General features: G+C 42.8%; 18 protein-coding genes. 13 read left to right on the top strand and 5 right to left on the bottom strand.

Translation table 11 applies throughout. From position 1 onward, the window contains the following. The first annotated feature begins 1 nt into the window (after position 1). The 7 genes from HWQ42_RS03090 (at position 2) to HWQ42_RS03060 (ending at position 9,995) form a co-directional block, all read left to right on the top strand. Positions 2 to 2,206, top strand: coding sequence for an anthranilate synthase (locus tag HWQ42_RS03090; protein WP_292809194.1), 2,205 nt, complete (start codon positions 2 to 4; stop codon positions 2,204 to 2,206). A gap of 99 nt (positions 2,207 to 2,305) precedes the next feature. Continuing rightward, positions 2,306 to 3,133: an indole-3-glycerol phosphate synthase TrpC gene (gene trpC, locus HWQ42_RS03085; protein WP_292809193.1), complete on the top strand. Its 828-nt coding sequence runs from the start codon at positions 2,306 to 2,308 to the stop codon at positions 3,131 to 3,133. 476 nt (positions 3,134 to 3,609) lie between these two features. Next, positions 3,610 to 4,437: a tryptophan synthase subunit alpha gene (trpA, locus tag HWQ42_RS03080; protein ID WP_292809191.1), complete on the top strand. Its 828-nt coding sequence runs from the start codon at positions 3,610 to 3,612 to the stop codon at positions 4,435 to 4,437. A 131-nt stretch (positions 4,438 to 4,568) separates the two neighbouring features. After that, positions 4,569 to 5,798 (top strand): tryptophan synthase subunit beta, encoded by a 1,230-nt coding sequence (gene trpB, locus HWQ42_RS03075; protein WP_292809189.1) that lies wholly within the window; start codon positions 4,569 to 4,571, stop codon positions 5,796 to 5,798. Positions 5,799 to 5,869: 71 nt separating this feature from the next. After that, positions 5,870 to 6,961 (top strand): anthranilate phosphoribosyltransferase, encoded by a 1,092-nt coding sequence (trpD, locus tag HWQ42_RS03070; RefSeq protein WP_292809301.1) that lies wholly within the window; start codon positions 5,870 to 5,872, stop codon positions 6,959 to 6,961. A 248-nt stretch (positions 6,962 to 7,209) separates the two neighbouring features. Next, on the top strand, positions 7,210 to 8,280 hold the full coding sequence (aroF, locus tag HWQ42_RS03065) for a 3-deoxy-7-phosphoheptulonate synthase (protein WP_292809187.1): 1,071 nt from the start codon (positions 7,210 to 7,212) through the stop codon (positions 8,278 to 8,280). Positions 8,281 to 8,660: 380 nt separating this feature from the next. Beyond that, positions 8,661 to 9,995 (top strand): alkaline phosphatase PhoX, encoded by a 1,335-nt coding sequence (locus tag HWQ42_RS03060; RefSeq protein WP_292809186.1) that lies wholly within the window; start codon positions 8,661 to 8,663, stop codon positions 9,993 to 9,995. Between the two features lie 259 nt (positions 9,996 to 10,254). On the opposite strand, the gene HWQ42_RS03055 is transcribed toward HWQ42_RS03060, so the two are convergent. Next, on the bottom strand, positions 10,255 to 11,067 hold the full coding sequence (locus HWQ42_RS03055; protein WP_292809184.1) for an SDR family oxidoreductase: 813 nt from the start codon (positions 11,065 to 11,067) through the stop codon (positions 10,255 to 10,257). Positions 11,068 to 11,270: 203 nt separating this feature from the next. On the opposite strand from HWQ42_RS03055, the gene HWQ42_RS03050 reads away from it, so the two are divergent. Next, positions 11,271 to 12,248 (top strand): threo-3-hydroxy-L-aspartate ammonia-lyase, encoded by a 978-nt coding sequence (locus HWQ42_RS03050; protein ID WP_292809182.1) that lies wholly within the window; start codon positions 11,271 to 11,273, stop codon positions 12,246 to 12,248. Between the two features lie 116 nt (positions 12,249 to 12,364). On the opposite strand, the gene HWQ42_RS03045 is transcribed toward HWQ42_RS03050, so the two are convergent. Both HWQ42_RS03045 and HWQ42_RS03040 read right to left on the bottom strand, forming a co-directional pair. After that, on the bottom strand, positions 12,365 to 12,583 hold the full coding sequence (locus HWQ42_RS03045) for a toxin-antitoxin system HicB family antitoxin (RefSeq protein ID WP_292809180.1): 219 nt from the start codon (positions 12,581 to 12,583) through the stop codon (positions 12,365 to 12,367). A 6-nt stretch (positions 12,584 to 12,589) separates the two neighbouring features. Beyond that, complete coding sequence (locus tag HWQ42_RS03040) at positions 12,590 to 13,012, bottom strand: putative toxin-antitoxin system toxin component, PIN family (protein WP_367119034.1); 423 nt, start codon at positions 13,010 to 13,012, stop codon at positions 12,590 to 12,592. Between the two features lie 26 nt (positions 13,013 to 13,038). On the opposite strand from HWQ42_RS03040, the gene HWQ42_RS03035 reads away from it, so the two are divergent. From HWQ42_RS03035 to HWQ42_RS03015, 5 genes are all read left to right on the top strand, one after another. Then, positions 13,039 to 13,161 carry a hypothetical protein gene (locus tag HWQ42_RS03035; RefSeq protein ID WP_292809176.1) on the top strand — a complete coding sequence of 41 codons (123 nt, stop codon included), beginning with the start codon at positions 13,039 to 13,041 and terminating at the stop codon, positions 13,159 to 13,161. A 229-nt stretch (positions 13,162 to 13,390) separates the two neighbouring features. Beyond that, on the top strand, positions 13,391 to 14,707 hold the full coding sequence (locus tag HWQ42_RS03030) for an amino acid permease (protein ID WP_292809174.1): 1,317 nt from the start codon (positions 13,391 to 13,393) through the stop codon (positions 14,705 to 14,707). A 116-nt stretch (positions 14,708 to 14,823) separates the two neighbouring features. Then, the gene (locus HWQ42_RS03025) at positions 14,824 to 15,369 is read left to right on the top strand and encodes an RNA 2'-phosphotransferase (RefSeq protein ID WP_292732751.1); all 546 of its coding nucleotides are present in this window, start codon (positions 14,824 to 14,826) and stop codon (positions 15,367 to 15,369) included. 332 nt (positions 15,370 to 15,701) lie between these two features. Beyond that, on the top strand, positions 15,702 to 16,919 hold the full coding sequence (locus tag HWQ42_RS03020) for a lipid-A-disaccharide synthase-related protein (protein ID WP_292809172.1): 1,218 nt from the start codon (positions 15,702 to 15,704) through the stop codon (positions 16,917 to 16,919). A 138-nt stretch (positions 16,920 to 17,057) separates the two neighbouring features. Beyond that, on the top strand, positions 17,058 to 18,794 hold the full coding sequence (locus HWQ42_RS03015) for an ABC transporter ATP-binding protein (RefSeq protein ID WP_292809170.1): 1,737 nt from the start codon (positions 17,058 to 17,060) through the stop codon (positions 18,792 to 18,794). A 72-nt stretch (positions 18,795 to 18,866) separates the two neighbouring features. Here HWQ42_RS03015 and HWQ42_RS03010 read toward each other — a convergent pair whose 3' ends face one another. Together HWQ42_RS03010 and HWQ42_RS03005 are read right to left on the bottom strand one after the other, a co-directional pair. Further along, positions 18,867 to 20,075: a NupC/NupG family nucleoside CNT transporter gene (locus tag HWQ42_RS03010; RefSeq protein ID WP_292809168.1), complete on the bottom strand. Its 1,209-nt coding sequence runs from the start codon at positions 20,073 to 20,075 to the stop codon at positions 18,867 to 18,869. A gap of 338 nt (positions 20,076 to 20,413) precedes the next feature. After that, positions 20,414 to 20,609 (bottom strand): hypothetical protein (locus tag HWQ42_RS03005; RefSeq protein ID WP_292809167.1); only part of this gene is annotated, 196 nt, incomplete at its 5' end.

Here is a 20,609-nt window from a genome sequence, read left to right as displayed (position 1 = left end):
CATGGTTTTTGATTCACGTTCTTACAATATTCTTGGTGGTGTAAGTGTTTCTCGCTCCATCACTGAAGTTAAGATGGACACTGCTCTCGATGATATTCTATTCCATTTAAATTCTCAGCGTGGAGGGTTGCTAAGGAGTAGCTACGAATATCCTGGCAGATACAAAAGATGGGCAATCGGATTTGTCAATCCACCGTTAGAGTTGACTACCCAAGGAAACTCTTTTACTTTGATAGCGTTGAATGAACGCGGTAAAGTACTTTTGCCATTCCTCTTAGAGAGACTATCTCAGTCAGAGCAACTTGAGAATGTCACCCAAGAAAATAGTATTGTTATAGGCTTTATTAAAGCTTCGGAAAAATTATTTACTGAAGAAGAACGTAGTAAACAGCCTTCATCATTTACCGTTGTTAGGGAAATTTTATATACTTTATCTAGTCAGGAAGACGAGCATTTAGGCTTGTATGGTGCGTTTGGTTATGACTTAGTTTTTCAGTTTGAACCAATTATTCAACATTTGGATCGTCCTATAGATCAGCGCGATTTGGTGCTTTATCTGCCAGATGAATTGATTGTTGTTGACTACTATCAGCAACGTGCATTTCGTCTACAATATGATTTTAAAACAGCGCACGGCAACACAAAGAATCTTCCGAGAACTGGTGAGTCTGTAGATTATCGCGGCAAACGTCTGCTACCGAATCAAACTGCTGACCATAAAGTAGGCGAATATGCGAAAAAAGTTGAGGTTGCACTCGATTATTTCCGTAGAGGCGATTTATTTGAAGTTGTTCCTAGTCAAAACTTTTTTGAAAGCTATGAAGATGAACCCAGCAAACTATTTAACACCTTGAAGGAAATAAATCCTAGTCCTTATGGATTTATTTTTAATTTAGGTGGCGAATATCTGATTGGTGCATCTCCAGAAATGTTTGTGCGGGTTGAAGGTAGGCGGGTAGAAACTTGTCCCATTAGTGGCACTATTAGCCGGGGACAAGATGCTCTTGACGATGCGGTGCAAATTCGTCAGTTACTCAACTCTCACAAAGATGAAGCTGAGTTGACCATGTGTACTGATGTCGATCGCAATGACAAATCCCGAATATGCGAATCTGGTTCAGTACGAGTCATCGGTCGTCGCCAAATTGAATTATACAGCCACCTGATACATACAGTAGATCATGTTGAGGGTACTCTGCGATCGCAATTCGATGCTTTAGATGCCTTTCTTTCGCATACATGGGCAGTTACAGTCACCGGCGCACCCAAAAGAGCAGCAATAGATTTTATTGAACAGCACGAAAAGAGCGCCCGACGTTGGTATGGTGGAGCAGTCGGCTATTTAAATTTCAACGGGAATTTAAATACTGGCTTAATTCTGCGGACAATTCGATTAAAAGATTGCATCGCTGAAGTGCGAGTCGGGGCTACTGTCCTTTATGACTCCATACCCCAAGCAGAAGAACAAGAAACAATTACTAAAGCCGCCGCGTTATTTGAAACAATTCGGCGTGTGAAGCAAACGAGTCAGAAAATTGATGAGTCCAGTTCTCTAAAATTAACTAAAATCTTACCTTGTGCGGCATCTGGCAAACGTATCTTATTAATAGACTACGAAGACTCATTTGTTCATACCCTAGCCAATTACATTCGCCAAACTGGTGCAAGCGTTACTACACTGCGTCATGGTTTCTCGGAATCGCTATTCGATACAGAACGCCCTGACTTAGTTGTATTATCGCCTGGCCCTGGTAGACCAAGTGATTTTGGAGTTTCCGAGACTGTCGGCGCCCTTCTGCATCGCCAAATTCCGATTTTCGGAGTTTGTCTAGGATTGCAAGGCATCGTTGAAGCTTTTGATGGCGAATTGGGAGTTCTCAACTACCCTCAACATGGTAAATCCTCACGGATTTTCGTCACCGATTCCAATTCTGTCACCTTCAAAAACTTACCCGAATCCTTTGCAGTGGGTAGATATCACTCATTGTTTGCCCTACCCCAACGTTTGCCAAAAGAACTCAAAGTAACAGCGATTTCTGATGACGACGTAATTATGGGCATTGAACATCAGACACTTCCCATCGCCGCCGTTCAGTTTCATCCAGAATCAATCATGACTTTAGGCGGAGAAGTCGGTCTGAAAATAATTAAAAATGTGGTGCGTGCATATACGCAAGTCAAAGAGTCATTAGTCATTGGTCATTAGTCATTGGGCATGGGGGATTGGGCATTGGTTATTAATTATTTTCCCCTGCTCCCCCTGCTTCCCCATCTCCCCCTGCTCCCCGCTCCCCCTAGCATTATTATGACTATTCAAGTTGCCACTTCCCGCCATATTCTTGAAGAAATTGTGTCGCATAAAAGGCAAGAAGTTGCACAAATGCAGCAAGAACTGCCTTTAGCCTCCTTGCGACAACAGTTAAATATAGCCCCGACTGTGCGAAATTTCTTGACTGCTTTGCAAGAAAGCCCCAACCAACCAAGCTTAATTGCCGAAGTAAAAAAAGCATCACCTAGCCGTGGGATTATCCGCGCAGATTTTGACCCAGTTGCTATTGCTCAAGCTTATGAACGAGGCGGTGCAGCTTGTCTATCAGTCTTGACTGACGAAAAGTTTTTTCAAGGCGGTTTTGATAATCTGCGAAGGGTGCGTCAACAAGTTGCATTACCTTTACTGTGCAAGGAGTTCATCATTGACCGCTATCAAATTTATTTAGCACGGACAGCAGGTGCAGATGCAGTGTTGTTGATTGCAGCTATTTTATCAGATCGAGAACTCCAAGATTTTTTGCGAGTAATTCACGATTTGGGCATGATTGCACTGGTAGAAGTCCATACCTTAGCTGAACTGGATCGAGTGCTAAAGCTTGATAACCTAAGTTTAGTAGGAATCAACAATCGCAATTTAGAAGATTTTACCCTTGATTTAGGAACAACACAGCAACTCTTGGCAGAGCGTCAACAACAATTACAAAGCTTAGATATCACCGTTGTCAGCGAATCTGGACTGTATACACCTGCTGATTTATCTCTTGTTGCTGAGGCTGGTGCGCGTGCAGTTTTGATTGGAGAGTCTTTAGTTAAACAAAGGGATGTAGAACAAGCTGTGCGTGAGATTTTAAGCCTTTCTTAGAATACAGACCTAACCCCCCAGCCCCTTCCCTGCAAGGGAAGGGGAGTAAGATTCAAAGCCTCTCTCCTTTTAGGAGAGAGGTTTGGAGAGAGGTCAAAGTGTATTGTATCCAAGCGAGAAGCGCTATATTACTTCAAAAAATTAAGCTCTAATACTCGACGACGGAGATAAAAGACTCGTTCACGGAGATATAAAGACTCGTTCACGGAGCTAAAAGACTCATTAACGGAGATAAAAGCCTCGTTCGCGAGTATCAAAGACTCATTCACGAGTATAAAAGACTCGTTAACGGAGATAAAAGCCTCGTTCGCGAGTATCAAAGACTCATTCACGAGGATTAAAGACTCGTTAACGGAGATAAAAGCCTCATTCACGAGTATCAAAGACTCGTTAACAAAAAATTTAGCATAGGCATAGCTAATTGCTAAGTGTAAATTATTCTAAAACTATTAAACAATCATTAACTATTTTTCAGCATGACCTCTATCTCCGATTCCTTTCAAACTTTACGCGATCGCCAACAATGTGCTTTAATCCCTTTTATCACAGCAGGCGATCCTAACTTAGAAACCACTGCCGAAGCCTTACGCATCTTAGATCGTAACGGTGCTGACTTTATCGAGTTAGGCATTCCCTACTCCGATCCTCTCGCAGATGGGCCTGTAATTCAAGCAGCAGCAACCCGCGCTTTGCAAAAAGGCACGAAATTAGAGCAAGTGCTAGAGATGTTACACGTAGTGATTCCTAGCCTAAAAGCGCCGATAATTTTATTTACTTACTACAATCCCATTTTGCACCGGGGTATTAAATCGTTTTTGGCGCAAATTGCCGTTGCTGGGGTGCAGGGATTGGTAGTACCAGACTTACCCTTAGAAGAAGCAGAAGAATTAATCCAAACTGCTGCATCTTTTGGAATTGAGGTAATTTTACTCGTAGCTCCTACCAGTTCTCAAGATAGAATTGTTGCGATCGCTCGTCAATCTCAAGGTTTTATCTATCTAGTTAGTGTTACAGGCGTTACAGGTATCCGCGCTCAAATCCAAAACCGCGTAGAGCATTTAATTACCGAGTTGCGAAGCGTCACCGATAAACCCATCGGCGTTGGTTTTGGCATCTCAGAACCAAAACAAGCACATCAAGTCATGGAATGGGGTGCAGACGCGGTGATTGTTGGTAGCGCCTTTGTGAAACGTTTAGCTGAAGGTAGCCCAACAGAAGGATTGCAAGCTGTAGAAGAATTTTGTCGAGAACTTAAAACAGCAATTTCTTCTGCATCCCTGCAACAAGTTGGTTGCGCAAAGTAAAAAACCTCTTTCTTCTCTCTGCGTCCTCTGCGCCTCTGTGGTTCGATAAAAAATAACCAACCGCAGAGGCACAGAGAACACAGAGGAAATCTTGATCAAAAATATATTTGAACATAAAAGGATTTTAACCAATGGTAAGTCTACAAGACATCAAGACTGCAACTCAACAACCAGATTCATTGGGGAGGTTTGGAAAGTTCGGCGGTAAATACGTCCCAGAAACCTTAATGCCTGCATTAAGTGAATTAGAAGCAGCATTTCATCAATATCGCAACGAGCCGAGTTTCCAAGCAGAATTGCAAAACTTACTGCGTGACTATGTAGGACGACCCAGCCCATTATATTTTGCGGAACGCCTGACAACAAACTACGCTAGACCAGATGGCACGGGGCCGCAAATTTATTTAAAGCGCGAAGATTTAAATCATACAGGCGCTCACAAAATTAATAATGCGTTGGCTCAAGTGTTACTCGCTAAACGCATGGGTAAGCAACGGGTGATTGCCGAGACAGGTGCAGGACAACACGGCGTAGCGACTGCAACTGTATGCGCGCGGTTTGGTTTGAAATGTGTGATTTACATGGGTGTCCAGGATATGGAACGCCAAGCCCTGAATGTGTTCCGTATGAAGTTAATGGGTGCAGAAGTTCGTCCCGTAGAAGCAGGTACAGGCACTCTCAAGGATGCAACTTCGGAAGCAATTCGAGATTGGGTGACGAATGTAGAAACAACCCATTACATCCTGGGTTCCGTTGCTGGACCTCATCCCTACCCAATGATTGTCCGTGACTTTCACGCGGTAATTGGTGTAGAAACTCGCGCTCAATCCCAGGAGAAATGGGGAGGATTACCAGATATTCTACTGGCTTGCGTGGGTGGAGGTTCCAACGCGATCGGCTTATTCAATGAGTTTGTGCATGAATCTTCGGTACGCCTAATTGGAGTGGAAGCTGCGGGTGAAGGTGTAGATACAGAAAAACACGCTGCTACCTTGACAAAAGGGAAAATAGGTGTTTTGCACGGTGCAATGAGCTATTTATTGCAAGATAATGATGGTCAAGTCATCGAAGCCCATTCAATTAGTGCAGGATTAGATTATCCCGGCGTTGGCCCTGAGCATAGTTACTTAAAGGATCTTGGTCGCGCTGAGTATTATAGCGTTACCGATAAGCAGGCATTAGATGCATTTCAAAGGCTTTCGCAACTAGAAGGAATTATTCCAGCCTTAGAAACTGCTCATGCGATCGCATATCTCGAAACCCTTTGTCCTCAGTTAAAAGGCAGTCCCCGCATCGTCATCAATTGTTCCGGCAGAGGTGACAAGGATGTGCAAACTGTCGCCAAAGTCCTAATTCCTTAATTTTCTCTTCTTGTCATTAGTCATTTGTCCTTCGTGAATGACCAATGCCCAATGCCCCATGCCCAATAAATATGATCGCTGTAACGCAAACTCCACCCGATAAAATCTCCATCTCTTCTGAGTTCTACAACTGGCCAGCTTTATTACAACAGTTGTTAAATCGGCAATCGTTGACGGTTCCCCAAGCTGCGGATTTGATGCAAGGTTGGCTCACCGATGCCATTCCCCATGTTCTATCAGGAGCGATTTTAGCCGCAATTCAAGCCAAAGGCGTCTCTGCCGAAGAATTAGTCGGCATGGCCACCGTCTTACAATCCCAATCCCCAGTTCTCAGTTCCCAGTTCCCAGTTCCCCTAATTGACACCTGTGGAACTGGTGGAGATGGTGCTTCAACCTTTAATATTTCCACTGCTGTGGCCTTTGTCACTGCTGCTGCTGGGGTAAAGGTTGCCAAACATGGCAATCGTTCGGCATCCAGCAAGGCTGGTTCCGCTGATGTGCTAGAAGCTTTGGGTATAAATCTCAACGCCACTCCTGAAAAAGTACAAGCCGCAGTGGGTGAAGTCGGAATCACCTTTTTGTTTGCTCCCGGCTGGCATCCTGCACTAAAGGCGATCGCAACTTTGCGAAAAACTTTGAAGGTGCGGACTGTTTTTAACTTGCTCGGCCCGCTAGTAAATCCCATGCGACCGACAGGGCAAATTATTGGTGTGAACGATCCGCTATTACTGGAAGAGATTGTTCAAGCTTTATCCCAACTGGGATGTCAGCAAGCGATCGCCCTCCACGGACGGGAACGTTTAGATGAAGCTGGTTTAGCAGATGTCACTGATTTGGCTGTACTCCAAGATAAAAAAGTCCGCTCTTTGACACTCAATCCTCAAGAACTTGGTTTAAGTTTTGCACCCACTGCGGCGTTGCACGGTGGAGATGTCCAAGAAAATGCCGAAATCTTGAAAGCAGTTTTGCAATGTAAAGGCACTCAAGCGCAACAAGATGTAGTCGCTTTAAATACAGCCTTAGCTCTGCAAGTTGGTGAAGCCATTCATGGGGAAACTGATGTTTTAGCAGGTTGTGTTAAAGGTATTGCCCTTGCCAAGGAAATTCTGCAAAGCGGCGCGGCTTGGACAAAACTAGAACAACTTGCGGAATTTTTGCGCTAGACGAACCTCTCTCCGTTTCGGCTACGGTTACACAAGTCGAATTACCCTCCTTAATCCCCCCCTTATAAAGGGGGGAAACAGGAAATCTAATTCCCTCCCCAATACATACGGGGAGGGTTAGGGTGGGGTAAAACCCTGCTTAATCAGCTATTTCAGACTTGTGTGTACACCGTAGCCGTTTCAGGGAGAGGTTTGGAGAGGGGTCAATATATTACACCCAAAAACTAACTATACGGAAGGAAAAACAGATGATTATCATACTTAAAAGCGGTACACCTGCTGAAGAAATTACTCGCATCAGCCAAGAACTGAGTGAGACTTGGGGAGTCACGGTAGAAAAAAGTGTTGGTACTCATAAAGTTGTGCTGGGGCTAATTGGTGATACCACTAGCATTGATAAATTACAGGTTCAGGAGTTCAGCCCTTGGATTGAGCAAGTATTACGAGTGCAACAACCTTTCAAGCGGGTAAGTCGAGAATTTCGACATGGAGAAGCTAGCGAGGTGGTTGTACCGACACCTAACGGTCGTGTCTATTTCGGCGAACATCATCCGATTGTAGTGGTAGCCGGGCCTTGTTCTGTTGAAAATGAAGCGATGATTGTCGAAACGGCAAAGCGGGTGAAGGCTGCTGGGGCACAGTTTTTGCGTGGCGGAGCCTACAAACCCCGTACTTCACCTTATGCCTTTCAAGGTTATGGTGAAAGCGCTTTAGATTTATTAGCAGCAGCGCGGGAAGCTACTGGTTTAGGTATCGTCACAGAACTAATGGATGCTGCCGATTTATCCGCAGTGGCGAGAGTAGCTGACATCATCCAAATCGGAGCGCGAAATATGCATAACTTTTCGTTGCTGAAAAAGGTAGGCGCTCAAGATAAACCTGTACTGCTGAAGCGGGGTATGTCTGCAACAATTGACGAGTGGCTGATGGCGGCAGAATATATTATGGCATCTGGAAATCCCAATGTAATTCTTTGTGAGCGAGGAATTAGAACCTTTGATGGTAAATATGCCCGCAATACTTTAGATTTATCAGTGCTGCCGGTGTTGCGATCGCTTACCCATTTACCAATTATGATCGATCCCAGTCATGGTACTGGTAGGTCTGAATATGTTCCATCAATGGCAATGGCTGCGATCGCAGCTGGTACAGATGCCTTAATGATTGAAGTTCACCCCAATCCCGCAAAAGCTTTATCCGATGGCCCCCAATCTCTCACCCCTGAGAAATTTGACCGCTTGGTTCAAGAAATGTCAATTCTGGGCAAACTAGTCGATCGCTGGACTACACCTGTATTTGATCGTATTGGTGGGCGTTGAATTCAGAATCAAGATGCTCTGGTGCGATCGCTTCAGGGTACGCGGACTCGCAATCAGTGAAGGATACCCTGCGGAGTCTTGCTACAGACCCGCCAATTAAACCCCCGTCCAATCATGATTGGGTGGGGGTTTTAAACCTCCTTGTTCATTCGTTTTTTCGTACAAAATCCATTCTGTTAGCGGATAGCTAAGGTTTAGCCCATTCTGACTCCTGAATTCTGTTGAGATAAAATTTATATGCATAAATTTGGCTGATTTTGAAAAGCTTTTATATAAATTTATTTTTTATTAACTAACCTAAATTAAATAAAGCATTACCCAAACTTAATCACAATCAAATATTTTTCCTTAAGCATTATCTTAAGTAACCAATCATCCTCATGACACTCTCAAGACGTAAATTCTTTGCAGTAGCAGGTACTACTGCCGTCGGCACTTTGATGGTGTCTCCTTTGGAAGGTCTTCTTGCCAGAAAAGCCTTTGGTAAAAAACTTGGTAAAGGATATGGTCCACTTTTACCAGATCCCAATCGTTTGTTAGATTTACCAAAAGGATTTGAGTATCAAGTTATCTCTCGCACTGGAACCCTGATGAGTGATGGCAATCTAGAGCCTAGTAATCATGACGGTATGGCAGCCTTCTCTGGACCCAAAAACACAACCATTCTGGTTCGCAATCACGAACTTAGCATCAATTCTGGTACACGAGTACAAGTACCAAATCCCTACGATCCCATTTGCAGAGGTGGCACTACGACTCTAGTTGTTGGACGCGATCGCCAGTTGATCAAACAGTTCAGCTCTCTCGGCGGAACCATTCGTAACTGTGCCGGTGGTTTAACTCCTTGGGGTTCATGGATTAGCTGTGAAGAAGATACAACTATACCAAGTGCAACTAATGGAGTCACAAAGTTACACGGTTACAACTTTGAGGTTCCAGCTAGCGCCACTTCTCCTGTAGCTCCAGTGCCTCTAGTTGCGATGGGACGGTTTAATCATGAGGCTATAGCTGTAGATCCCGAAACTGGATATGTCTATCAAACTGAAGATAGAGGAGATAGCCTCTTCTACCGTTTTATCCCGAAGGTTCGTGGCCAGTTAAAAGAAGGAGGCATTCTTCAAGCTCTGAGGATTATAGGTAGACCAGGAGTAAACACCAAGACCGGTTTCGTAGTAGGACAGAAGTTGTCTGTAGATTGGGTGAATATTCCTGACCCCAACCCAACAACTACAGATAATGTCAGAGTGCAAGGTCGCAACTTAGGTGCAGCCCAGTTTAGCCGTGGGGAAGGCATCTATTATGAAGACAACAAGGATAAGAAGGATAAAAAAGGCAACAATTGCAAAGGAGAATTTTACTTCACTGCTACAGATGGTGGCCCTGTAGGCGGTGGTCAGGTCTGGCGCTACATTCCAGGTGAAGAGACAATTGAATTGTTTGTCGAGTCTCAATCTAAAGATGAACTCGATATGCCCGATAACTTAGTTGTGGCACCTTTTGGCGATCTTATCCTCTGTGAGGACGGAGACGGTGATAATTTCTTAATCGGTATTACTCCCAGTGGTGAAATCTACAAATTTGCGCGTAATGCCCTCCAAACTGGTGAGTTTGCTGGAGCTTGCTTCTCACCTGATGGTCGTACTTTGTTCGTCAACATTCAAAGCCCTGGTATTACTTTAGCTATCTGGGGCCCTTGGAAGAGTAATAGAGGCTAACACGAAATTTCTTCCGTAGTAGAAAACAGGTTTCTTATACACCGTAAAAAGTCAGTAAAACAGTAAAACAGTAAAACAGTTAGGGACTTCCAAAGAAAAAGTCTCTAACTGTGCTTTTGCGGGGTAGGTAATTTATTAGTTGGAAGTTCCTAAAGCGAAATTTAGCTGATTTTTGCAAATGGTTAAACCCGAACAAGAAATTATTTCCTCTAAAAAATCCATTGTTCGGGTCTTATTGAAAAGAGTATAAAATCTCGAACTACTTCTTTTTTTGAAGTTCGTGCATACTTCTAACAACCTTTGTGACTAAATTTCTGGGCGTAAATCTGACACTTTCAGTTAATATTTTATTTCTCATCCCAGGAACAACAACAGTTTTGTTTTTCATTAAGCCCCGATAACCAATCCTAGCAACGGTTTCCGTATCCATCATTCTGTTAACGTTAGCAATCTTAGAGTCTTCCATTGCAGCATTTTGTTGGAATTCTGATGCTGTTGGCCCTGGACAAAGAACAGTCACGCTGACACCTGTACCCTCTAATTCATTAGCGATCGCTTCTGAAAATGATAATACATAGGCTTTAGTAGCAAAATAAACTGCCATTAAAGGCCCCGGTTGAAAAGCAGCCGCTGAGGCCACATTTAATATTTTTCCATAGTTTTGCTCGACCATATCTTTAAGGAACAACTTAGTTAAATGAGTCAGGCTGACCATATTTACCTGAAGCATTTTCAATTCAGTGCTGAGGTCTGTTTCGCAAAATGCTCCATAAGTACCAAAGCCAGCATTATTAACCAGCACATCAATCTTGAGGGATGCTTGCTGTAATTCTGTGAAAATTTCTTCTGGGGTTGTTGGGATAGATAAATCCTTCACAAAAATTTTGACAAAAATGCCAAATTTATCGGGAAATTCATCTACAATTTCAGTAAGTTTTTGTTCATTTTTATCTACCAACACAAGATTATAATTATGACGAGCAAAAATCTGGGTTAATTGATAGCCTATCCCACTAGCCGCTCCTGTAATTAGAGCAGTTCTTTTTTGCCGACTTTCAGATGTTTTATTCATGTGACAAAAATGATTAATTTGAATTAATTAACTTTTATAAATTTAGCTACAGCAATATATAATGTCTGCTGTAGCTATTTTTATGCAGACAATAAATGATGCTAGCCACCTGAAATGAGTATGCTTCAATCCAGGATATTAGACACAAATATAAAAATCTGTATCTATATAAACAAGAACAAAAATATTTAATATCGTCATCAATGCCACAACATAATTCCGTTGCTATAACTGACGTGCAAGCAGCACAAAAGCGCATTTTAGGGATTGCCCACCGCACACCTGTGCTTACTTCTAGAACCTTTAACGATCGCACCAATAGCCAAGTATTCTTTAAGTGCGAAAACTTTCAACGCACGGGGGCATTTAAATTTAGAGGCGCGTACAACGCCCTAGCTCAACTATCGATAGCAGAAAAACAAACAGGCGTTATCACCTATTCATCGGGAAATCATGCCCAAGCGATCGCTTTAGCTGGACAATTACTAAATATTCCCACCACCATTATCATGCCTGATGATGCTCCTGCCGTTAAACAAACTGCCACTCGTGGTTATGGTGCAGAGATAATTTTGTACAATCGCCAAGAAACAAACCGGGAAGAATTAGCCCAAAAGTTAGCAGATGAGCGCTCTTTAACACTCATTCCCCCTTACGATCATCCTGATGTAGTCGCCGGTCAGGGGACAACTGCCTTAGAACTAATCCAAGAAGTTGGTGAGTTGGACTTACTATTAGTTTGTTGTGGCGGTGGCGGATTACTTTCAGGGTGTGCGATCGCAGCCAAAGCACTTCTACCTAATTGTAAAGTAATCGGGGTAGAACCAGCCCTTGCCGACGATGCTACCCGCTCTTTTCACACCAAAACCTTACAAACTGTCAAAAATCCTGATACCATCGCTGATGGTGCGCGGACTCCTAGCCTTGGTAAAATTACTTTCCCCCTAGTGCTGCATTACGTCGATGATATGGTGACGGTATCGGAAGAAGCGATTCTTCGCACCATGTTTTTCTTGTGGGAACGTTTGAAAATTGTAGTTGAACCCACTGGAGTATTAGCTGCTGCTGCTTTACTCGAAGGTGTGGTGACAGCACCAGAGGCGAGGGTTGGTGTCATCATCAGTGGTGGAAATGTAGATTTGGCGCAAGTTGGTAAATTGTTTTCTGTGGGATTAGATTGAAAAGTTAAATTTCCAATTAACAAACTGCGATGCCTACGGGCTGCGCCTACGCACTTTTCATGATAGGGCTGATGCGATCGCCTCTGGTTGGTGTTTACATAATCGCCATACAAGCTCTATTCTGTCAGAGCATCAAGTTTAGCCAGTATTCTTAAGCCTTCTTCTGGGTTGCCAGTTGCAGCTATTGCTTTAAATCTTGTATGGGCATCAAATTCTGCTAGAGCTATGATAGAAAGTTCTTCAATCAATTTATTGACACTGATGCCTTTGGCTTGAGCAAGTTCTTTCAATCTATTATGCTTATCGTCTGGTAAACGAATAGTTAAAGTTGCCATTTTTGTTTAACTCCTAATAAGTTCTTCAGGTTTTAATATTGATAATTTAGGAAATATTAATTCAGTATTTTGGAAATCTTTGACATTGTGAGTGGCAATGATTTGAGCATTTTCGGCAACTGCTAATTCAATTAAATAATTATCAGCTTCATCTTTTAAATTAGGTCGCCATAAATAATAGATATAAACCCATTGACTTACGCTCATGAATGATGCAAGTAAAGCAGAAATTTCTTCACTAGTTAAAGGGCATTTGGTGATAATTTCTGAGCGATGAATGACTAACTCATACTCCAAAAACAAAGCATTTCCCATCAAAGGCTGATATTCTACTTTTAAACAGCGTCGGATTAGTTCTCTACTAGAACCTTTAGAGCTAATCAGCGCACTAATAAAAACGCTGGTATTAACTACAATTTTAATCACTATGTAAACATGGTAGCATATACGCTGTCATGAACGTTCTAGTCAAAAGACTTAAAAGCGATCGCATTTCTGATGAGGGGAAATTAGCGATCGCTTTTTTGGTGATGGAGTTAATTTGGGCGATCGCTCTCGTTTATTCACAAAAGCCTTAAGTTGAAATTTAAACTACATCTGTTTATTGGGACAATGTTTTTTACTGCGTGGTCTATTTAATTAATAAAGTGCAATAAGTGACATTTGTGTTATTAAAATTGTGTTGATAATGAAGTAGCGATCGCTTATTTAGCAAAAAAAATTGCTTGAAAAACCAGGAACATCAGGGCTTTTACGAATAATATTTACGTATGTTAATATTGTTTGGTTTAGGTACGGATATTCAGTATGGTTCCCATAAAGACCGTTCTAAAAAATTCAGAGCAAGTCACTCGGTTGTTTTCTCATCTCGAATTTGATGGAAAAAAACTCAATCGTCAACCGGGTAGTGTATTGGGAAGTACTGCATTAATTGCGGGAACCACCGTTGGGGCTGGGATTCTCGCTCTACCAGCCGTTACCCTGCCATCTGGTATCCTACCATCCACATCTGGACTGATTGCTGTTTGGCTCTACGCTCTAGTTTCGGGGTTATTGGTTGCAGAAGTTACCTTAAACACGATGCGAACAGAAGGGCTTTCAAGTATAGGTTTTTTGGGAGTTGTTGAGAAGATCCTTGGTAAGGTAGGAGCGCGAATTGCTGGCGGTGCATATTTATTCATACACTATGCTCTGTTGGTGGCATACATCACCGAAGGCGGAGAGATTTTAGGAGTGGCGGCGGCAAAAGTCTGCGGTATGCAGATATTGCCAACGTGGATGGGCACAATGGCTTTCACGCTCTTATTTGGTGGCATTATGTATCTTGGGCGAGAAAAGTTTATTGAGAAATTAAACAGCGCCTTTGTCGTAATTGTCATCGTTTCTTTCTTAGGATTATTATTTCTGGGGGGAAGACATATTCAGACTGCCCAGCTATTATTTCAGAACTGGAGTGCCCTTGGTAGTGCCATTTCAGTGATGTCTGTGGCGCTGTTTTTCCAAAACGTTGTACCATTGGTTGTGACGCAACTCGAAGGGGATGCCCGCAAAATTCGTCAGTCCATCTTTATTGGTTCTGTGATTCCTCTAATTATGTTCTTGGCGTGGAATGCCGTAATTTTAGGAAGTGTCAGTCCTGATATGCTAAATGGTATATCTGACGGTAGACCTGTTTTTGACCCACTGGAAATTCTCCGAGCAGGTGGAGCAGGGGAATGGTTAGGAGTGCTAGTATCCATTTTTTCAGAGTTTGCGATCGCCACTTCATTCATTGGATTTGTGTACGGGTTGCTGGATTTGTTTAAAGATATTTTCCTGCCTGCACAGTGGCAACTTTCTAGCCGCTTACCCCTCTATTCGCTGGTTCTTTTCCCGCCGATGACTCTGGGAACGCTTAACCCCAGCATCTTTTTTACTGCCCTAGATTACACTGGAACATTTGGTATTTCAGTTCTCGGTGGAATTATTCCGGCGTTAATGAGTTGGAAACAACGTCAAGAACAAGAAAATTCAGATAGCACAAATCAACCACTCGTTCCTGGTGGAAAGGTGACACTCATTGCGATCGTTGGAATGGCATTAGCCATGATGGTAAGACAAATTCTGTCAATTTACACAAAATAAAACCATCAATAAAAATTTTGTGCTACAAAAACTACAATTGTAGTATAAATATATTAACTACAATCAAAGTGCAACACGAAAGTCAAATGACTAATAACCAATGAATACTTAATCAAATGAGTGATTCTCGACTCGTCAAAATCAGCAAATATCTCAGCAAATATCTGCGACATACACCAGATGCCATTGGAATTAAACTTGCCCCTGGTGGTTGGGTTGCTATTGATGACTTACTTACCGCTTGTGCTCAAAACAAGTTTCCGATTACCCGTGAGGAATTACAGGTGGTAGTTGAATTCAATGAGAAGCAACGCTTTTCTTTTGATTCTACAGGTAATCTCATTCGTGCAAACCAAGGACATAGTATCAAAGTCGATTTACAATTAGAAGCTGTTGTTCCTCCAGATAAGCTTTATCACGGCACGGGACGCAAATCTGTAGAGTTAATTCTGCAAACAGGACTTTGCAAAATGTCGCGACATCATGTCCATTTATCAAAGGATATAGAAACAGCAAAAACTGTTGGTGCAAGGCATGGAAAACCAGTCGTTTTTGCTGTAAATACTGCGGTAATGCATCAGGCAGGTTACATCTTCTATTGTTCTGCTAATGGTGTTTGGCTAGTCGAGCGCGTGCCACCTGAGTATCTACAAAAAATTTGAATTTTAACAAAATAGAATATTTAACCGATATTTGCCAAGAAGTTACATAATGCAGAAGTTCAACAATTACTGCATCTTTGAATTGAATTCAGATCGATGTACCCATAGCGCTTGTACTCTTAATACTGTATTCTCTGATAGATTAGCGTTTGCAAAAACAGGGATTAGCAGTAATTCCATTCTGGTTTACAGCAAAAAAAGTAACTTTGTAGATTTGTCTATAAAATTACAAACTCTCAATAGTAAAAAGACTATCAATCTCTTAGCCTACTCACCCAATGTAGGTTAAAAATCTCACCAAACAAGCATTTTAGACCTATCCAAACCCCAAGATGCCTTCTAAGCGAATCTTGTTTATCAGTAACGGCCACGGAGAGGACAACCACACCTCTCATGTTATTCAGACCCTGCGCCAATTGTGTCCTTCGATTGAGATGGCGGCAATGCCGATTGTGGGTGAAGGAAAAGCTTACCGCAGCTTGGACATTCCCATTATTGGGCCCACACAAACAATGCCCTCTGGGGGATTCTTTTACATGAAGCGTCTCTATTTGCTCAAAGATTTTCAATCGGGATTGATTGGGTTAACGTGGCGACAATTACAAGCGGTGTTGCAGTATGCTCCTAACTGCGATTTGATTATGGCTACTGGGGATTTTGTCTCCCAGACATTTGCTTACTTAACAAAGCGTCCCTTCGTCTCGTTTATCTCCTGTCTTTCTGCTCTCTATGAAGGGCGATTGCGTCTCAATCCACTGCTGTGGCACGACCTTAACTCTTCCAGATGTCTGGCAATTTTCACCAAGGATTCCCATACGGCTTATGACCTCCAACGGCAAGGTTTAACTAAAGCTCAGTTAGCTGGCATTCCGGCTTTAGATTGGCTCGTCCCTACTGGCAAAGACTTGCACCTGAAACCGGACGAGAGAGCGATCGCAATCTTACCAGGATCGCGGATGCCGGAAGCCGCGCGAAATTTTTGTTTGCTGTTGCAACTAGTGGTAGAAATCGCCAAGGTGATGCCTGAGTCAGGATTACAATTTCGTGCAGCCTTGATACCGAGTTTAATGCAGCAACTAGACGACATTGCCAAAAGTCAAGGTTGGCAGCTGACTCAAGGCATACTCACTTATTCTCCTCCAGGAAATTCTCCTGACGAATCACCGCTTGTAGAAGTGAGATGTTATTCAGATGCCTTCAGTGACATCCTATGTTACTCTACTCTCGTGATTGGTATGGCAGGGTTGGCAGTAGAGCAAGCTGTAGCGATCGGGAAACCTATTATCCAGATTCCTGGAGAGGGCCCTCAATTTACCTATCAATTTGCAGAAGCGCAAACGCGGCTGTTAGGCATTTCTGCCCAAACCATCGGCACTAAGCCAGCAACCCCTGCGATTCTCAAGCAAGCAGCTAAACGAGTAGTTGAAACTTTACAAGATTCAGACTACCTCGCTAAGTGCAAAGAAAATGGCCCTGAGCGATTTGGCCCACCCGGCGCATCTGAGAGAATTGCCCGCTTTCTACTAAACTCTTTAGGAGAAACTGAGTAGAAATTACGTCAGAATTCAGGAGTCGGCACGGTTGGGTAACATGGTGTGGTAGGCTAACGCCTTAATGCACCTCAATTCTGACTCCTGATTCCTAACTCCTAACTCCTAACTCCTAACTCCTGAATTCTTACATTACCTATGAAAGTCCGCTCTAGTTACTGGCAACTCTTGCCTTATCTCTGGCCCCAATGGCCGCTGTTAATTCGGGGATTGGCTTGTATTCTAGGATTTGTGTTATTCACCCTAGCAATACCCTATTTAGCAGGTCAGGTCGCTTTTTTTCTTGGTCAGGGAAATGTAAACCAGATTGCCTACTGGCTCGGACTAGCCACTTTGGTATTTTTTGTTCGAGGGCTTTGTCAATACGGGCAGAATGTCTTTATGATCGCTGCTACTCTGAACATGGTTTTAAACTTGCGTAAGCGGGTTTATGCTCACCTGCACAAACTTGGATTAGATTACTTTGAAACCACACAGACAGGAGACTTGACTTATCGCCTAACTGAAGATATTGATCGCGTCGGCGAGATTGTGGACAAGTTATCCCATCAGTTTCTTTCCAATTCGTTGCAGTTAATTGCGATTCCCATTTACATGCTCTACCTGAATTGGCCGCTCACTCTTGCGGGTTTGATTTTGGCTCCTTTAATGGCTTGGTTGATCGGGCAATTTGGTCAGCGATTACTCGTACTATCTCGCCAGAGCCAAAATCAGGTTTCCAATTTGTCAGCGATGCTAACTGAAGTATTTAGCGGAATTCGCGTTGTTCAGGCTTTTGCAGCCCAAGAATATGAAGTGAAGCGATTCAATAAAGAAGCAGAAATCAATCGCCAAGCTAAGTATCGCGCCCTACAACTCAAATCCATTCAGTTTCCCGTTGTCGGTTTTTTGGAAGCAGTTAGCATTATACTGCTGTTTTTATTAGGAGGATGGCAGATTTCTCAAGGACAACTGACCACTCAAGGGTTTATCAGTTTCTTAGCTGCTGTGGCTTTACTGATTCAGCCAATCGACATGCTGATTAGCAATTACAACGAGTACAAACAAACCGAAGCTTCTGTTGAACGCATCTTTGAACTGATGGCGAAGGAGCCTAGTATCAGCGAAAAATCGAATGCTCAGGCAATGCCACGAGTTATGGGCAAAGTAGAGTATCGTCATGTCGATTTCGCCTACAATCCCGATCAGCCAGTTCTTAAGGATCTCTGCTTAGACGCTTCTCCTGGTGATGTCATTGCCTTGGTTGGTTCTTCTGGAGCAGGCAAATCGACGTTAATCAACCTTTTACTTCGCTTTTATGACCCTCAGAGGGGTCAAATTCTGGTTGACGATATTGATATCCGTGATGTCACACTTACCAGCTTGCGCCATCAAATTGGCATTGTTCCCCAAGATGTTACTCTTTTTTCGGGAACGATCGCTGAAAATATCGGTTACGGTCAAGAAGAATTAGATTTAGCAGCGATTCAAGAAGCAGCAAAGATTGCCAACGCTCACTCCTTTATCACCCAGTTTACCCAGGGTTATCAGACTTGGGTGGGAGAGCGGGGAGTTAACCTATCGGGAGGACAACGCCAAAGATTAGCGATCGCCAGAGCAGTTGCCAACGATCCTCGAATTCTCATCCTCGATGAAGCCACCTCTGCCCTCGATTCTGAATCAGAAGCACTAGTTCAAGAAGCGCTAGAACGAGTGATGCAAAATCGTACCGTGTTTATTATCGCCCATCGCTTGAGCAGCGTTCGTCGGGCTGATTGCATTCTCGTAATCGAACAAGGAGAGGTGGTTGAAGCTGGTACTCATACCTCCCTGTTGTCTCAAGAAGGACGGTATGCCCGTTTTTACGCCCAACAGTTCTACTCTACAGATGAATAGTAGTCTGTCAATAAATAATTGATGGATAAATTCCCTGTAGAGACGGCGATTTATCGCGTCTCTCTAACTTTTTCAAATCAACACCCCAGCAATACAAGCGGTGATAAAACCCGCTAACAATCCGCCAATCATTGACCTTACACCCATGCGAGCTAAGTCATGTTGGCGATTAGGTGCTATCCCCGCAATGCCGCCAATGGTAATGCCAATTGAACCGATATTTGCAAAATTACATAATGCGTAAGTTGTAATAATTACTGCGCGTTGAGAGATTTTGCCACTTTCAATTAATGCTTTCAAATCCAAAAAAGCAATAAACTCATTCAAAATTGTTTTTGTACCCAATAAAGCCCCAACTTGCCAACAATCAGCCCAAGGTACACCCATCAGCCACGCCACGGGAGCCATGAGAAAAGACAAAATCCACTGTAATGAGAGTTGCTGTAAGCCCACAAATGCCCCTAACCATCCCAAAAGTGCATTCAGGGCAGCTAATAATCCTAAAAAGGCGATAATCATTACCCCAACATTAACTGCTAGCTTCACGCCGTCAATTGCTCCGGTAGTAGCAGCATCAATTACATTTACATAATTGGTTTCTATATATGCTTTTGCTTTGCCAGCCGTCTCTGATACTTCGGTTTCAGGGTAAAGTAATTTTGATACCACCAACGATGTGGGAGCAGTCATAAAGAAAGCAGCAATTAGGTGTTCTGCCGGGATGCCAAAGGAAAGATATGCTCCTAGTACTCCAGCCGCAATTGTGGCAAAACCACCCGTCATCACGGCATGGAGTTCCGATTGCGTCATATTCGCTATGTAAGGTTTAACCATCAGCGCCGCTTCTGTTGGCCCCAAAAAGATATTACCTGCACAGGATAAAGATTCAGAACCCGATGTTTTCATCGTCTTCATCATTACCCACGCCATCACGTTTACGACTCGCTGTAAAATGCCGTAGTAATACAACACACTGATGAAAGCAGAGAAAAAGATAATTGTTGGCAGCACTTGGAAAGCAAAGAAATGATCCTTAAAATTTTCTCCAAAGACAAATTTTGCCCCAACATCAGAAAATGCTAAAAATTGACCGACAATATCTCCCAGAGATTTAAACACATTTAAACCCCAAGGAGTTTTAATAATCACTAATGCAAACACAAATTCTAATCCCAAACCCCACACCACTATTCGCCAACGCACCGCACGGCGATTAACAGAAAAGGCGTAGGATATACTAATAAAAACTAAAATTCCCAACGCAGAGATGGCGTGTTCCATGTTTACTCCTGAAAAAGTATTGTTAAGGCACTTAGTCACAGAGCATACACAAAATCTGCCTTTTTTTGTGGTTTTGTAGTCAATTACTAGAGTTTTGATGCTGTAAATAAGAATTTAGCGATCGCCCGGCAAATTATTATAGAAAAACATGGCGGCACTCTGGAAGTTAATTCTGTACAGGGAGAGGGTACAGAATTTGTGATTCAAATTACGATTTAAAATAGTTCTGGTGACTGCGCCAGCGCCACAATCAGTAAGGTGTCATACCAATTTGAAAAATTATTGCGACAGATGGAAAACTGAAACACTTATCCAATGGATGTTTCACAATCCAAAATCTAAAATCTAAAATCCAAAATGGTATTAGTTTGGTTATCTGTGCCAGTTATCCCACCATAACCAGACTCAATCCCAAAATTGCGATCGCAAACACTAATGATTTGCCAGATATAGTGTGCAACAGTAACTATAGGCTCATCCAGGGCAAACGCATCTAAATATAGTACACATATACTAAAGAGTCTAAGAAAGGTA

The organism is Nostoc sp. JL23 (assembly GCF_017115065.1).
Lineage (GTDB): Bacteria > Cyanobacteriota > Cyanobacteriia > Cyanobacteriales > Nostocaceae > Nostoc > Nostoc punctiforme_A.
Note: the sequence above shows the minus strand (reverse complement) of the source record. Positions and strands in the feature narration are given on the sequence as shown.

Coding starts and splice junctions, on each gene's coding strand:
- HWQ42_RS03090 (WP_292809194.1), top strand. CDS start 2: ATGGTTTTTGATTCACGTTCTTACAATATTCTTGGTGGTGTAAGTGTT.
- trpC (WP_292809193.1), top strand. CDS start 2,306: ATGACTATTCAAGTTGCCACTTCCCGCCATATTCTTGAAGAAATTGTG.
- trpA (WP_292809191.1), top strand. CDS start 3,610: ATGACCTCTATCTCCGATTCCTTTCAAACTTTACGCGATCGCCAACAA.
- trpB (WP_292809189.1), top strand. CDS start 4,569: ATGGTAAGTCTACAAGACATCAAGACTGCAACTCAACAACCAGATTCA.
- trpD (WP_292809301.1), top strand. CDS start 5,870: ATGATCGCTGTAACGCAAACTCCACCCGATAAAATCTCCATCTCTTCT.
- aroF (WP_292809187.1), top strand. CDS start 7,210: ATGATTATCATACTTAAAAGCGGTACACCTGCTGAAGAAATTACTCGC.
- HWQ42_RS03060 (WP_292809186.1), top strand. CDS start 8,661: ATGACACTCTCAAGACGTAAATTCTTTGCAGTAGCAGGTACTACTGCC.
- HWQ42_RS03055 (WP_292809184.1), bottom strand. CDS start 11,067: ATGAATAAAACATCTGAAAGTCGGCAAAAAAGAACTGCTCTAATTACA.
- HWQ42_RS03050 (WP_292809182.1), top strand. CDS start 11,271: ATGCCACAACATAATTCCGTTGCTATAACTGACGTGCAAGCAGCACAA.
- HWQ42_RS03045 (WP_292809180.1), bottom strand. CDS start 12,583: ATGGCAACTTTAACTATTCGTTTACCAGACGATAAGCATAATAGATTG.
- HWQ42_RS03035 (WP_292809176.1), top strand. CDS start 13,039: ATGAACGTTCTAGTCAAAAGACTTAAAAGCGATCGCATTTCTGATGAG.
- HWQ42_RS03030 (WP_292809174.1), top strand. CDS start 13,391: ATGGTTCCCATAAAGACCGTTCTAAAAAATTCAGAGCAAGTCACTCGG.
- HWQ42_RS03025 (WP_292732751.1), top strand. CDS start 14,824: ATGAGTGATTCTCGACTCGTCAAAATCAGCAAATATCTCAGCAAATAT.
- HWQ42_RS03020 (WP_292809172.1), top strand. CDS start 15,702: ATGCCTTCTAAGCGAATCTTGTTTATCAGTAACGGCCACGGAGAGGAC.
- HWQ42_RS03015 (WP_292809170.1), top strand. CDS start 17,058: ATGAAAGTCCGCTCTAGTTACTGGCAACTCTTGCCTTATCTCTGGCCC.
- HWQ42_RS03010 (WP_292809168.1), bottom strand. CDS start 20,075: ATGGAACACGCCATCTCTGCGTTGGGAATTTTAGTTTTTATTAGTATA.